Source organism: Actinosynnema sp. NPDC037264 (assembly GCF_055603705.1).
The window spans coordinates 157,936-172,206 of sequence record NZ_JBVJVK010000016.1; the positions used below are offsets into that span (position 1 = coordinate 157,936).

A 14,271-nucleotide genomic window follows, 5' to 3' on the forward strand; every position below is an offset into this window, starting at 1 on the left:
ACCAGCGAGTCGCACGACGGCAGACGGAGGCGGGATGGTTCGGCGAGCGGCGTCCGAGAACGAAGGGCCGCGGCCGACGACGATCCGCGACGTGGCCGCGCACGCCGGGGTGTCCGTCGCGACCGTCTCCCGGATCCTGTCGGGCACCTACCCCGGCGCGCCCGCGACGCGCACCAGGGTCCTGCGGGCGGTGCGCGAGCTGGACTACGTGGCCAACGCCAACGCGCGCGGGCTGGCGGGCGCGAGCAGCCGCAGCGTCGCCATCATCGTCAACTCGGTCGTCTCGCCGCACTACGCCCACGTCGCGCAGGGCGTGCAGACCCAGGCCGCGATCGAGGGCAAGCTCTGCATCGTCGGCACCACCGGGAGCGACCCCGAGCGGGAGCTCGCCACGGTCCAGCTGATGCGCGAGGAGCACGCCGAGTGCGTGATCCTCGTCGGCAACGTCGTGGCGGACCAGGCGTACCGCGACCGCATGGCCGAGTACGCCCGCGCGCTGGCGCTCGCCGGTTCCCAGCTGGTCCTGTGCGGACGGCCGCCGCTCGGCCCCGACGTGCCCGCCCTCGTCGTGGAGTACGACAACACCGGCGGCGCGTACGCCATCACCAGCCACCTGCTGTCCGCGGGCCACGACCGCATCCTGTTCCTGGGCAGGCGCGACAACTACACCACTCCGGAGAGCCGCGTCGCGGGCTACCGCAAGGCCCTCGCCGACCACCACGTGGAGCACGACCCCGGGTTGGAGGTCGAGGGCAGCATGGAGCGGCACGAGGGCTACCGGATGATCAGCGAGCGGCTCGCCGCCGGACCACCCGACTTCACCGCCGTCTTCGCCGGCAACGACCTCATCGCCGCGGGCGCCCGCCAGGCGTTGCGCGAGCACGGCCTGAGCATCCCCGACGACATCTCCATGGTGGGCTTCGACGACCTGCCGCCGGCCGCCGACATCGGCCTCACCACCGTCCACGTGCCGCACGAGGAGCTGGGCCGCACCGCCGTGCGCATGGCGCTGCAACGCGGACGGGACAAGTCGGGCACGCCCGAGCGGGTCATGCTCGGCACCCACATCGTCGTGCGCGACTCGGTGCGCCCCGTCGTGCGTTCCGGTTCCCGGCCGTGACCGGGGTCGGGCCGTTCGACCGCACGCGCTTCGACTACTCGCCCTGGTCGTTCTGGGACGAGGCCGACGAGCCGGCGCGGCAACGCCAGCGGGACCTCCGGCGGCGCCTCGTCGAGCAGCGCGGCTACGAGATCGGCGAGCGGTGCTTCCTCTCCGAGCTCGCCTCCGTGCAGAACGAGGAGCTCACCCTCGGCCACGGCGGCTACGTCGCCGCGGGCGCCTACCTGAGCGGGTCGCTGCGCGCCGGCCGTGACTGCTCGATCAACCCGTACGCGGTGGTGCGCGGCGACATCCGCCTGGGCGACGCCGTGCGCATCGGCGCGCACACCTCGATCCTCGCGTTCAACCACACCTTCGACGACCCCGACACGGAGGTGTTCCGGCAGCCGCTGCGCTCGGTCGGCATCACCGTCGGCGACGACGTCTGGATCGGCTCGCACGTCGTCGTCCTCGACGGGGTGACGGTCGGCGACCGGTCGGTGATCGCCGCCGGCGCCGTGGTCACCAAGGACGTCCCGGCCGGCGCGGTCGTCGGCGGCAACCCGGCCAAGGTCCTCCGCCGGCGCGTGCCCGCCCCCGCGCCACGACCCGACGACCTCGTCGGCCGGCTCACCGCGTTCGCCGAGACCGCCCGCGCCCAGGCCGAGCAGGTGCTGGAGCGCTGCTGGAACCCCGACCTCGGGCTGTTCGCCGACCGACCGGGGTCGACGCCGACCGTCCGCGCCCAGTGCGACGCGATCGAGGTCGCCGACCTGCTGCTCGGCCGCGCACCCGACCAACTGCCCGCCCGAGCCCAGGTCGACCGGCTGCGCGGCTGGCAGGACCCGGAGACCGGCCTGGTCGGCGTGCTCCCGGACGGCGGCACGCGGCCGACCGGGGCCGACCTGTCCGACCCGGACACCGCCTACCACGTCCTGTCCGTCGGCTACGCGCTCGACCTGCTGGGCAGCGGCTTCCCCGAGCCGATCCGCGCCGTGTCCCGGATGACCGCCGAAGAGCTGGTCACCGACCTGGAACGGCAGCCGTGGACCACCGACGCCTGGTCGGCGGGCGCCCGGGTGGACGCGCTGGGCACCGCCCTGCACTGGAACCGGCGGCGGGGGACCCCCAACGCGCCGGGCACGACCGAAGCCCTCTTCGGCCGGCTGGTCACCACCGCGGACCCCGACACCGGCATGTGGGGCAGGCCGTCGCCCGACGACGGCCTGCGCCGACTCGTCAACGGCTACTACCGGGCCTCACGCGGCACGTTCGCCCAGTTCGGCGTGCCCGTGCCCCACCCGGGACGCGTCGTCGACACCGTCCTGCGGCACGTCCGCGACCCCCGCTTCTTCCGCCCGGACCGGCAGGACGCGTGCAACGTCCTCGACGTCGCCCACCCGCTCTGGCTGACCCGCCACACCGGGCACCGCGCCGACGAGGTGCTGGAGGTCGCGCGCCGGCTGCTCGGCGACGCGCTGGGCCACTGGACCGGCGGCGCGGGCTTCGGCTTCCGGGCGCCGCACCCCACGACCGCCGGTCTCCCCGCCACCGCGCCGGTCCTGCAGGGCACCGAGATGTGGCTGGCGATCGCATGGCTGCTCGCCGACCTGCTCGGCCTGGCCGACGTCCTGCCCTACCGGCCGCGCGGCGTGCACCGACCCGAACCCGCGGTCAGCCCGTCCTGACCGACGCGCGGTCGACCTCGGCGGCGACGGAGGCGCGCAGGTGGTCGCGGCGCAGCACCGACAGCACCGCCATCAGGGCCGCCACCAGGGCGAAGCCCGACGCCGCGGTGAGCGCCGCCAACGGGCCCGCCGTGCCGACGACCACGCCCGCCACCAGGATGCCGACCACGCCCGAGCAGGTGGTGACCGCGCCGACGGTGGCCACCACGCGTCCCCGGACCGCGTCCGAGGTCCTGGCCTCGACCAGGCCGTTCAACGTCACGTTCTGCACCGAGCCGCACGCGCCCGCCACCAGCCACGCCACCGCGTTCACCACGAGGTGCGGCAGCTGCGCGGGTGCGGCCAACGCCAGCGCCAGCACCAGGTTCGCCGCGGCGAAGGCCGCGACCAACCCGCGCGTAGTGGTGACGCGGCGGGTCAGGTTCGCACCGAGCAGCAGGCCCGCGGTCCAGCACGCGAGCACGGCGCTGTAGGTGAACTCGTTGCCGCCGATCGGGCCGAAGACCAGGAACACCTGGTTGACCAGCGCGATCGCCACGGCCACGCCGACCACGGCCTGCGCGACGACGCGCCCCAGCAGCAGCCGGTCGCTGCGCAGCAGCACCCAGCCGCTCCACTGGCCGCCCGGCGTGGCCGCGCCGTCGTCCCGCCGGGGATCGCGGTCCGCCCGCAGCCACACCACGACCAGCGCGAGGTGCGTGAACGCCGACACCGCGTCGAGCATCACGGCCCACTCGACGCCCGGCCCGACCGCGATCACGCCGCCGAGCACGATGCCCGCCACGGACCCGGCGTTCTGCGCCGACGACAACGCCGCGTGGCCGCGGGCCGCGCCGTCCTCGCCGGTGGCCACCGGGATCAGCGCGGACGCGCACGTCCGCACGACGACGCCGCACACGCCGAGCAACGCCACCAGGCCGTGCAGCACGGGCAGCCGCACGTACCCGAACAGCAGCCCGACCAGCAGCAGCACCTGGGCGAACACCGCGACGACGAGCAGCAGCCGGTGGGGGAACCGGTCGACCGCCCACCCGGCGAGCGGTGTGCCGAGCACCACGCCCAGCGCGACGGCCACGAACAGCCCGGCCACCGCGGACGCGCCCGACCGGGCCAGCTCGGTGGTGAACCCGACCAGCGTGAGCTGCGCGCCGAGGGCGGCCACCCCGGACCCGCCCACCAGCACCGCCAGGTCCCGGTTGTCCCGCAGATCGCCGAGCACTGCGACCATTCCGCTCCCCCGCCGCGTCGCCGGTACGGACCGAGGCGTCCACCTCGCGGTGCCGATCATGCCCGAAGATCACCTCGGCCGGCGGCGCGGTGGGTCAGTCCGCCCGGACGACGGCCAGCGGGCACGGCGCGTGGTAGACCATCGCCTGGCTGGTGGAGCCCAGGAGCATGCCCGTGAAGCCACCGCGGCCGCGGCTGCCGACGACCAGCAGCTGCGCGTCCCGGCCCGCGTCGAGCAGGGCTTTCGTCGAGCGCTCGCGCACCACCCGCCGCTCGACCACCACGTCCGGGAACTTCTCCTGCCACCCGGCCAGCCGTTGGGCCAGCAACTGCCGCTGCTGCTCCTCCATCTCGTCCCACTGCACGCGCACCTTGTCGGCGTAGGGGGTGCCGGCGAGCAGCGGCGTCCAGGCGATCAGCGCGGTGAGCGTCGCGTCCCGCGCCGACGCCTCCTCGAACGCGAACCCGATCGCCGCCTCACCCGCCGGGGAGCCGTCCACGCCGAGCACGACCGGGCCGGTCTCCGGGTACGGGCCGCGGACGACGACCACGGGGCTGTGGCCGTGCGTGGCGACCGACACCGCCACCGACCCGACGATCATCCCGAGGAACCCGCCCAGCCCCTGGGAGCCGAGCACGACGAGCCGGGCGTCGCGGGACGCGGCGATCACCGCGGCGGCGGGCTGGGCGGCCACCACGGACGTGCGCACCTCCGGCACGAGGTCGCGCACGCTCGCGGCCGCCGCCCCCAGCCACTGCCTGCCCTGCTCCTCGAACGCCTCCCGCACGTCGCGACCGCTCAGCACGATGTCGGGGTAGCCGCGCTTGGGCAGCAGGTAGGCGTGCACGAGCTGGAGCGGCGCCCGGTGCCGTGCGGCGGCCCCGGCCGCCCACCGCACGGCCGTCAGCGCCGACTCCGAACCGTCCACCCCGACCACGATCGGGCCACTCATCACAGGTTCCCTCCAGCCGACGTCAGCGACACCCACACCATCCGACGGCGGGCGGCCGGCCGCACTTCGGCACCGGGCCGCACCCCCGTTCGGCGAACGCCTCCCGGTGTCGGGCCCGCCCGATACGATCGGCGCCGTGGACCCCGCCGACGACCTGCTGGCCTGGGCGCCCCCGCCCGGCTCGAGCGGTGCGGCGCCGGCCGTCGCGCTGCCCGGCTACAGCGACTTCCGGCTCGTCGCGCACGGCGGCGAGGGCACCGTGTACCGGGCCACGCAGGACGGGCTCGGCCGTGACGTCGCGGTGAAGGTGCTCGACGTGACCGACGCGGACACGGTCAGCCGGTTCCACCGCGAGCTGGAGATCACCGTCCGGCTCGGCCGCCAGCACCCGCACATCGTGACCGTGCTGGACACCGGGGTGATCGGCGGGCGGCCGTGCATCGTGATGGAGTACCACGACCTCGGTTCGCTGCACGACCGGTTGCGGCAGCGCGGGCCGCTGCCCGTGCACGAGGTGGTCGCGGCCGGGATCGCGGTGGCCGACGCGCTGTCGTTCGCGCACGGCCAGGGCATCCTGCACCGGGACGTGAAGCCGCAGAACATCCTGGTCCTGCCGACGTCCTACGTGCTGGCCGACTTCGGCATCGCGCGCGGCGCGGACGCGGCGCACACGGCGTCGTTGCAGCTGGTCAGCTACCGGCACGCGGCGCCGCAGATGGTGGACGGCCGACCACCCGCCGCGGCCGACGACCTGTGGTCGCTGGGTTCGACCCTGTTCACGCTGCTGGACGGCGAGCCGCCGTTCGCGTCGGCCAACCCCGGCGAGGACACCATGCTCGCCTACCTGGGGCGGGTGCGCGAGGCGCCGCCGAGGTCGCTGCTGCGCCGGGACGTGCCCGCCGAGCTGGTCGCGATCATCCTGCGGTGCCTGCGCAAGGAGCGGGAGGAGCGGTTCCCGGACGCGGCGGCGGTCCGCGCGGCGCTGGCGGCGGTGCCGACGTGGACGCCGCAGTCCACAGTGGACCCGGAGCACACGGCGGCGGTGCGGCGGGAGGTGCCGGAGCACTACCCGGAGGGTCCGACCGAGCTGCCGGACTTCGGTCCCAGGCCGGTGGTCGAGGCGGCGGCGGAACCGGTCGTCGCCGCGCCCGAGCCGGTGAGGACGTGGACCGAGGACCTGGCCGACCTGACCGTCCGGCACAACGCCGAGCGCCGCCCACCCGTGCCGCCGCCACCGCCGCCGTTGGTGGAACTGCCGGAGCCGCCGCCGTCCCGGCCGCGCCGGTCGTGGAAGCTGGCCGGGGTGAGCGCGGTGTTCGCCGGAGTGGTGGTCGGCGTGGCGCTGAACCTGCCCGGCCGGTCGGAGCAGGCCGCCGCGCCGCCGTCCACGGTGGCCACGACCACCACCACGACGGCGGTGACCACCACGACCGCCAGCCTGCCCGAGGGCGGCGATCCGCGGTTCACGCCGGTGCTCAAGCGGCTGGAGGACGGCGGTGACCGGATCGAGCTGTTCTGGACGGATCCGAGCGAGGGCAACGCGCAGTTCGTCGTGGTCGACGTGACGGGCTCCGCGGCGCGGCCGCTGGTGACCGTGGCGGCCGGTGCGACGTCGCACGTGCTGGAGGGCTTGGAGCCGAAGGCGCCGCAGTACTGCTTCCAGGTGCTCGCCATCGGTCTCGACGACCCGGCCACGCAACGCGGCGCGTCAGCCCGCACGTGCGCCGTGCGCAACGGCTGACACCCCGCCCCGCCCAACGGCTGAGACCTCAGCCCCAACCGCTGACGCCGCACGCTAACGCCGCAGTCGCCCTGCCCACGCCTGCCCGCTAACGCCGCCGCAGCGGCCGCGGGTCGACCGCCCAGAACATTCTGCGGTACCAAGGCACCCCACGCCGCAGCCCACCGCGCACCTGCCGCGCCAACGACCACGCCGACGTCCCGCCAGCGCGCCCCGCGGCTCCCGTCGTCATCGCCCCGCGTCCCATCTCCCCGGAGTGACCGGCCGCCGCTCCCGTGGCCACCGGGTGACCGGCCGTCGGTCCCATCTTCAGGGGCTGACCGGCCGTCGGTCCCGCCGCCACCGGGTATCCGACCCGGGGCCGACCGGGGTCCGGGGCGAAGGCCGCGTAATCCGCCAACCGGGCCAACTCCAGCGCCGGCGCCGACCCCAGACCCGCCGCGATGTCCGGCGCGGTCCGATCCGGGGACGGTGTCCGGCCGGCCAGCAACAACCCGTCCAGCACGTAGGCCCAGGCGCCGGTCGCGCCTTCGGCCCGCAGCCGGTTGCGCCGCACCAGCCGTGCCAACCCGAGCACCAGCAGGATCAGCACCGGCACCCCGCCGAGCACCGCGTACCCGATCCACCGCTGCGAACCGGCCGACGTCGCCTGCGCGGCGACCGCGCTCGACGGCGTCACCAACGGCGGCGGCGCGGACAGCGGCGTGCTGGTCGGCGTGGCCGTGACGGACGCCAACCGGTCGAGCACCTCGCGCTTCTGCGCGGCGCTCGACCCACCCGACGACACACCCGACACCGGGTCGAACGGCACCCAGCCCCACCCGGCGAAGTACACCTCGGGCCACGCCGTCGCGTCGCTGCCGCGCACCACGCGTTCCTCGCCGTCCGCCGGCTGGAAGCCGACGACCAACCGGGTCGGCAGCCCCACCGCCCGCGCCAGCACCGCGAACGCCGACGCGAACTGCTCGGCCGTCCCCGCGTTCGCGCCGGGCTCGCCGGGACCGCCGAACAGGAACCGCTCCAGCCGCGCGTACGACGACCCGACGGGCGCCTGCGCGTCCGGCGTCCGTCCCTGCTTCACCACCTGCTCGATGGCCACCGCCCGCTCGTACGGCGACCGGGCGTTCTGCACGATCTGCCGCGCGTACTCCGCCAACGAGTACGGCAGCCCCGGCAGCTCCAGGTAGCGGCCCGCGTTCGTCGGCACGGTGGCGTCCAGCAGGTCCGCGTCGTCGGGCACGTCCACCACGCCCCGCACCCGGTACGACAGACCGGGCGTCAACTCGTGGCGCAGCACCAAGGACCCCGAGTCCGGGTCGACCATCGCGCCGTCCAGCGTCACCGCCGTCGGCCGACCGACCGTCGGCAGCCAACGACCGCCCAGCTCGCCGACGGTGATCTCCACCTCGGCCTCGTCCACCCGCGCGCCCGACGGCAGGTCCGGCTCCGCCACGGCCCCGATCGGCCCGTACAACGACGCCGCCCGCCACGCCGCGCCCGAGTAGTCCGACAACGCCACCAACCGCACCGCCCGTTCCGGACCGCGCACCCGGAACAGCTCGGTGTCGCCCAGGTTCGCCCACGACGCCAATTGCGGCAACGGGCTCGCCACCCCCAGATCGGCCACCGGCGGCTCCACCAGCTCACGCGGCTCGAACGCCTCACCGGACGGCAGGAACACCGCCAGCGCCGCGACCACCGCCACCGGCACGGCGGGCAACCCGAGCAACATCCGGCCACCGGCCTCCAGCCGGTCCACCACCAACCACCCGACCGCCACGAGCGCGATCAACACCACCGCGACCACCCCGTGCCGATCCGCCCGCCCGGCCGTCAACAGCGCCGCGCACGTGTAGAGCACCGCCGCGCCGACCACAGGCGCCAACAACGCCCGCCCCCGCCCCACCACCGCCAGCACCACGACCAGCGACACCCCGAACACCAGCAACGCGCCCGGCACCAGCAGCTCGGGCGTGGCGGGCGCGGGCCGTGCGGCGGTCAGCAGGCGCGGCACCAGGTCCAGCAGCACGGGCACCGGGTCGGTCGAGTCGATCGCCGAGCCCTTCGCCACCCAGTACCCGCCGACCAACGCCAACACGACCAGCGAGAACGCCACCAACCCCGAAGGCATCCGCCGCCACCGCAACAGGGGCAGGCACGCGAACGCCACGACGGCCGCGCCCGCGAACACCAGCGAAGCCGTGAACCCCTGCCACCCCGAGCCGAGGTGCAACGCGGCCACCACGACCAGCAGCGCCGCCCAAGCCACCCGAGCACTGCCCACCCGGGCATTACCCACACGGACACCGCCCACACCGCGGGCCGCAGCCGCCGCACTGCCCGCCCGGGCAGCGCTCACGCCTCGGCCACTCGCACCTCGGGCGGCACTGCCCACTCCGGCGGCACCCACACCTGCTCCAGCGGCGCTGCCCACGCGGTCGGCGCTCACACCCTCGGCACCCGCACCTCCACCCGCAGCACCCACACCTCCACCGGCGGCACTCGCACCTGGGGCACTCGCACCTGCTCCGGCGGCACTCGCGCCTCGGGCGCTCACACCCGGGGCACCTCGGGGGCTCAGACCGTCATCCGCACCTCCACCGTGGGCGCTCACTCCGTCATCCGCAGGCCCGCGCGCGTTCACGCGCCCACCGCCCCGACACACCCGAGGCCGGGGCGCCGCGCCTCCATACTTCCGGCAACAAAATCGGCGATTCCATTCATCCCCGGAGCCCATGACGCTATCGGGTGATCTTCCAAGGGTCGGCCGGGCAAGGGTCGGCCGGGCAGGGCAGGTCGGATAGGCGCGCCAGGTGGGGTGGGGAGGTGATCGGGTACCTGCGACAGCTGCACGCTCACCGCGACACCGCCGTGTTCCAGGCGTCCAACAGCCCTTCTGCCTTCGCGTCACGCAGCAACAACACCGACCCGACCGCCGAGATCGGCCGCACCACCTCCGGATCGACCACCAGCACCACCCCCACCGACGCCCGCCCCGCCTCCAGCATCAACGCCGACAGCTCGGCCTTCGCCCCGCACACCACCGCCACCACGTCCAAGTCCCGGATCGGCAACGAACGCACCACCGCGCCACGATCAGCCGCCTTCAGATCCGCCAACGCCGCCAGCACCACCGACGCGTCCGTGTCCACCGCACCCGGCGGCAACTCCACGTCCACCGCACCCGACGACGACACCAGCCGCACGGGATGCCCCTCGGCGATCGCCACCGCCACCAGCGACGCCGCCACCTCCACGGCGTCCTCGAGGTCCTTGGCCTCCGCATACCCGTCCGCGTGATCGTCGAGCACCACCGCCAGGTGCGGACGAGCCGGATCGGCGTCCTCCCGGATCATCAACGTCCCGGTCCGCGCGGACGTCGCCCAGTGCAGCCGCCGCAAGTCGTCACCCGGCACGTACTCCCTCAACCCCACCAGGTCCGTCCCACCGCGCTCCACCCGCTCGTCGGCGCCGACGTGCCCACGCCGCACCCCACCGGGCAGACCGCGCACCGGCAGCACGCGCGGCACCACGCGGACCTCCACCACGTCACCCACCACCGTCCGGGCGTGCGCCAACCCGGCCAACCCCCGACGGCTCAACGTCAACGGCCCGACCTTCAGCAAACCCCGCGCGTGCGTCGGGATCGGGTACTCCACCTTCACCTTCTGCCCCGGCGCGAGCAGCGGGAGGTCCACCGCCACCGCCTCGCCCGCCACCTCGTCGGTCGCGTCGAACACCACCGGGAAACGCCGGCTCGTGCCCGTCAGCTCCACCACACCCGTGCACACGCCCAACCGCTGCACGGTCCTCGGCCGCACGACCCGCTTCGGCGCGACCTGGGCCCGCGACAACACCGACACCACACCCGCCGCCACGAGCACCAGCAACGCGATGCCCAACCCCGCCACACCCGGATAACGCCACCACAACCCCAAACCCGCCAACGGCACGCCCGACAGCACCGCGCCCAGCCCCCGCGCGGTCAGCCGCACCCTGGTCATCGCGCGGCCGGTCTCGGCACCGCCACGCCCGCCAGGACGTCGGCCAGGACCTCCTCGGTCGTCGTGCCCGCCAACTGCGCCTCGCGGGTCAGCACCAACCGGTGCGCCAACACGGGCACGGCCAGCGCCTGCACGTCACCCGGCACCACGAAGTGCCTGCCCTGCGCCGCCGCGTGCACCTGCACGCACCGCACCAGCGAACGCAGACCACGCGTGCTCGCACCCAACCGCAACCGGCCGTCCCCGCGCGACGCGACACCGATGTCGCTGATGTAGCGCAACAACGGGTCCGCCACGTGCAGCGTCGCCAGCCGACGCCCCTGCTCCGCGACGACGTGCGGGTTGGTCACCGTCGGCACCGCGCCCACCTGCCCCGCGCCGCTCCCGGGCCGCAGCACGTCGATCTCGTGCTCCACCGACGGGTAGCCGATGGACGTGCGCAGCATGAACCGGTCCAACTGCGCCTCGGGCAGCCGGTACGTGCCGTCCAGGTCGATCGGGTTCTGCGTGGCCACCACCAGGAACGGCGCCGGCACCGCGTGCGCCACCCCGTCCACGGTGACCGTCCGCTCCTCCATCACCTCCAGCAGCGCCGACTGCGTCTTGGCGGCGGCGCGGTTGATCTCGTCCGCCAGCACGACGTTCGCGAACACGGGCCCCGGCCGGAACCGCACCTCACCGGTCTGCGGGTCGTACACCGACGTGCCGGTGACGTCCGAGGGCAGCAGGTCGGGCGTGAACTGCACCCGGCGCGACACACCGCCCAACGCCCCCGCCACCGCCCGCGCCAACGTCGTCTTGCCCGTGCCCGGCACGTCCTCCAGCAGCACGTGCCCACCGGCGAACATCGCGACCAGCACGAGGTCGACCACGTCCCGCTTGCCCCGCACCGCCGACTCGACCGCGTCACCGAGCCTCGCGTGCAGGGCGCGGAACTCCGCGATCTCGTCCTCGCCGATCACCGGCACCGCCGTACTCGTCACTTCTCGCCCCTCATCGCTCCGACTCGTCGCGCCGCATCCGCCGGTTGCGCAAGGTCAACAACCACGCCGTCGCCAACAACCCGATCCCGCCGCCGACCAACTGGTTGCTCTCGTCCGACTCGGGCACGCTCAACGGCCGGCAGATCCGCCCGCCGCCGCAGTTCTGGGGCGGTTCCTGCACGAACGCGTTGTACGCCTTCGAGTCCACCGAGCCCGACACGCCGTACGCCCGCACCACGAGCACGTTCGACCCGAGGTCCACGTCGATCGTCACCACACCACCGGAACACGCGATCGGCACACTGCTGCCATACGTCGTGTTGACGACCTCGCACGTGCCGCTGTGGCTCGCCCAGTCCGCCGGCGGCGCCGTGGTCACCCTCTTCACATACTGGTGACTGCCCGCACCGACCGTGCTGATCACCTGGACACCCGCGGTCGGCAACGGTGGCGGCGGTGGCGGCGTGGTCGTCGTCGTAGTGGTGACAACCACGGGCGGTTGGGTCGTCGTGGTGACCACCGGCGGCTGAGTCGTCGTCGTCACCACCGGCGGCGGCTGAGTGGTCGTCGTCGTCCCGGCCGCCGGCCGAATCGTCCACGACGCCGTGCCCGCTTCACCCACCCCGAACCGGTTGTAGGCCGCCACCGACACGTCCAGCTTCCCGCTCGCGCAGAACGTCGACCCCGCGCACGGCAGCACCAGCTCGGCCGACGTGCCCGCCACCCGCGTCTCCCGGGAACCACCCGAGAACCCGCCGGTCCCCGTCACCTCGTACCCCGTGATCGGCTCACCGCCGTCCGGCACCGCGCTCCAGCTCACCGCCACGATCACCGACGTGCCGTTGTTGCTGCTCTGCGACACCGTCACACCCGCCGGACGCCCCGGCGCCGCACCCGGCACACCGGCACTCGGCGTCGTCGTCGTCACCGGCGCGACAGTCGTCTCCCGGCCCTGCGTGTTCTGGCCGTTGCCCCGGTTGTCCCGCGCCGGCGGCTCCGGGCGCGGCGGCGGAGGGCTCGGCACACTCGGGATCGGCGACCGCTCCGGGTCCATCACCGGCAGCTCGGGACTGCGGATCACCACGTCCCGCGTGCGGCCATCGGAGTCCACGATCACACCCGAATCGGCACCCGGCGCGTTGATGAACAGCTTGCCGTCGTCGAACACCAGCGCCGGGTCGCCCGACCCGCCCGTCCGCACGTCGTCCGCGCCACGCTTGCCCATCCGGTCCAGCACCACGACCTTGCCCGAACCCAGGCACGGCACGTAGACCCGGTCGCGGAACACCGCCGGCCGCCCGGGCTTGGGACAGCCGAACTGCCGCATGTCCACCCGGACCACCTCGTCACCGCTCACCAGCACGACCACCGACGCGTCCGGCACCGACGCCGGCACCAGGCCCGTCGGGCTCGTCTGCGCGGCCAGCACCTCGCCCGTGAACGACGCCGTGCTCGCGGTGAGGTCGCGGCCGGTGCCGTCGCGCACCACCACGCCGCCCTCCAACCCGAGCAACGTCACGCCACGCTCGTGCGGCACCAACGCCGTGCGCGGCCCGGCCCCCGACACCGCCTTGTTGGTCCGCTCCAAGAACTTCAGGTCTTCGTCGGACCACTCCAACGAGTGCAGGTTCCCACCGTGGTCGACGGCCCAGATCACACCACCGTCGTCCGCGACCACGTCCGCCAACGGCTGCCCGGCGAGCCACGGCGAGCCGATGTCGGCCAACGTCACGGGGTCCGCGTTGTGCACCGAACCGGCCGCTCGGTCGACCACGAACACCCGGTCGGACGCGATGAGCACCTTCGCCGACGGCCCGGGAGGCGCCTGCCTGCGACCGGAGGAGAGCAACGTGGCCAGGTCGATCACGGTGATCTGGCCGGTGCGGCGGTCGAGCACGATCAGCTTGTCGTCGGACTGCGCGATCTCCAACTGCGCGTCCGCCCCGCTGACCTGCAACCGCGTCTGCGGCTTCCCGGAACTGGGGTTGACCTGCACGACCTCGCCGCGCTGGTCGTCGTTCAGCCAGGTGAGCCCGTCGGAAACCTCGACGGCCGTGCGCGAGATGCCGTCGCCGAGAGCGGCTCCGACCAGCAACAACAACCCTAACGCGGCGGCGCTGACACTGGCCGACTCCCGCCGGCCCGCGCCGATGGCCCGACGCGCGATCCTGCCCAGCTTGGCTCCCACGGGCGGGATGTTAACGGCCCTGTATGACAATTCTGAGACAACTCACCAGCCTGCTCCGCTCGGCCCACGCCCCACTCGGCCGGATGCGTCCACATCGGACCAACCCTCCCCCACACGCGGTACTACCCCACCCCACCAACTCCACGCCCACCCCACCGCCACGCCCGCCTTTCCCAACAGCCACACCCTCACTTCGTCCACCGCCACGCCCTTCTCCCAACAGAAGGGCTTCGTGTCATCCCGCCGACCTGGCTCCGCCCTACCGCGCGTGTCAAGGGGGCACCTCCACCCCAACAGGAACGATGGGCTGGAACCGCCCCCTTGATACGTGTGGTAGCCCGTAGGGAGGTCGGTGGGATGACACGAAACCCGACCAACAACGGACCCG

The 14,271-nt window shown here is 74.0% G+C and carries 9 protein-coding genes; 3 read left to right on the forward strand and 6 right to left on the reverse strand.

Annotated features, from left to right (window positions below; genetic code table 11):
• Nucleotides 1-34 precede the first annotated feature (34 nt).
• Complete coding sequence (locus ACZ7GX_RS20115) at nucleotides 35-1,120, forward strand: LacI family DNA-binding transcriptional regulator (protein WP_498778566.1); 1,086 nt, start codon at nucleotides 35-37, stop codon at nucleotides 1,118-1,120.
• A complete protein-coding gene (locus ACZ7GX_RS20120; RefSeq protein WP_498778567.1) occupies nucleotides 1,117-2,787 on the forward strand; it encodes an acyltransferase in 1,671 nt (556 codons plus the stop codon). The genes ACZ7GX_RS20115 and ACZ7GX_RS20120 overlap by 4 nt, the downstream gene beginning before the upstream one ends.
• Here ACZ7GX_RS20120 and ACZ7GX_RS20125 read toward each other — a convergent pair.
• Together ACZ7GX_RS20125 and ACZ7GX_RS20130 are read right to left on the reverse strand one after the other, a co-directional pair.
• Nucleotides 2,774-4,015, reverse strand: a complete 1,242-nt coding sequence (locus tag ACZ7GX_RS20125; RefSeq protein WP_498778568.1) for an MFS transporter — start codon at nucleotides 4,013-4,015, stop codon at nucleotides 2,774-2,776. The two genes, ACZ7GX_RS20120 and ACZ7GX_RS20125, sit on opposite strands and share 14 nt — an antisense overlap.
• A gap of 94 nt (nucleotides 4,016-4,109) precedes the next feature.
• Nucleotides 4,110-4,967: a universal stress protein gene (locus tag ACZ7GX_RS20130; RefSeq protein WP_498778569.1), complete on the reverse strand. Its 858-nt coding sequence runs from the start codon at nucleotides 4,965-4,967 to the stop codon at nucleotides 4,110-4,112.
• A gap of 136 nt (nucleotides 4,968-5,103) precedes the next feature.
• Here ACZ7GX_RS20130 and ACZ7GX_RS20135 point away from each other — a divergent pair, with 136 nt between their 5' ends.
• Entirely contained in the window at nucleotides 5,104-6,708 is a 1,605-nt protein-coding gene (locus ACZ7GX_RS20135; protein ID WP_498778570.1) for a protein kinase domain-containing protein, read from the forward strand.
• A gap of 88 nt (nucleotides 6,709-6,796) precedes the next feature.
• Here the strand turns inward: ACZ7GX_RS20135 and ACZ7GX_RS20140 are convergent, their stop codons facing one another.
• The 4 genes from ACZ7GX_RS20140 to ACZ7GX_RS20155 all read right to left on the reverse strand — a co-directional run bounded on the left by ACZ7GX_RS20140 (nucleotide 6,797) and on the right by ACZ7GX_RS20155 (nucleotide 13,883).
• A complete protein-coding gene (locus ACZ7GX_RS20140; protein WP_498778571.1) occupies nucleotides 6,797-8,977 on the reverse strand; it encodes a transglutaminaseTgpA domain-containing protein in 2,181 nt (726 codons plus the stop codon).
• Nucleotides 8,978-9,563: 586 nt separating this feature from the next.
• A complete protein-coding gene (locus tag ACZ7GX_RS20145) occupies nucleotides 9,564-10,712 on the reverse strand; it encodes a DUF58 domain-containing protein (RefSeq protein ID WP_498778572.1) in 1,149 nt (382 codons plus the stop codon).
• The gene (locus ACZ7GX_RS20150) at nucleotides 10,709-11,695 is read right to left on the reverse strand and encodes an AAA family ATPase (protein WP_498778573.1); all 987 of its coding nucleotides are present in this window, start codon (nucleotides 11,693-11,695) and stop codon (nucleotides 10,709-10,711) included. Before ACZ7GX_RS20150 ends, ACZ7GX_RS20145 begins: the two co-directional genes overlap by 4 nt.
• A gap of 10 nt (nucleotides 11,696-11,705) precedes the next feature.
• On the reverse strand, nucleotides 11,706-13,883 hold the full coding sequence (locus ACZ7GX_RS20155) for a hypothetical protein (RefSeq protein ID WP_498778574.1): 2,178 nt from the start codon (nucleotides 13,881-13,883) through the stop codon (nucleotides 11,706-11,708).
• Between the last annotated feature and the right edge of the window lie 388 nt (nucleotides 13,884-14,271).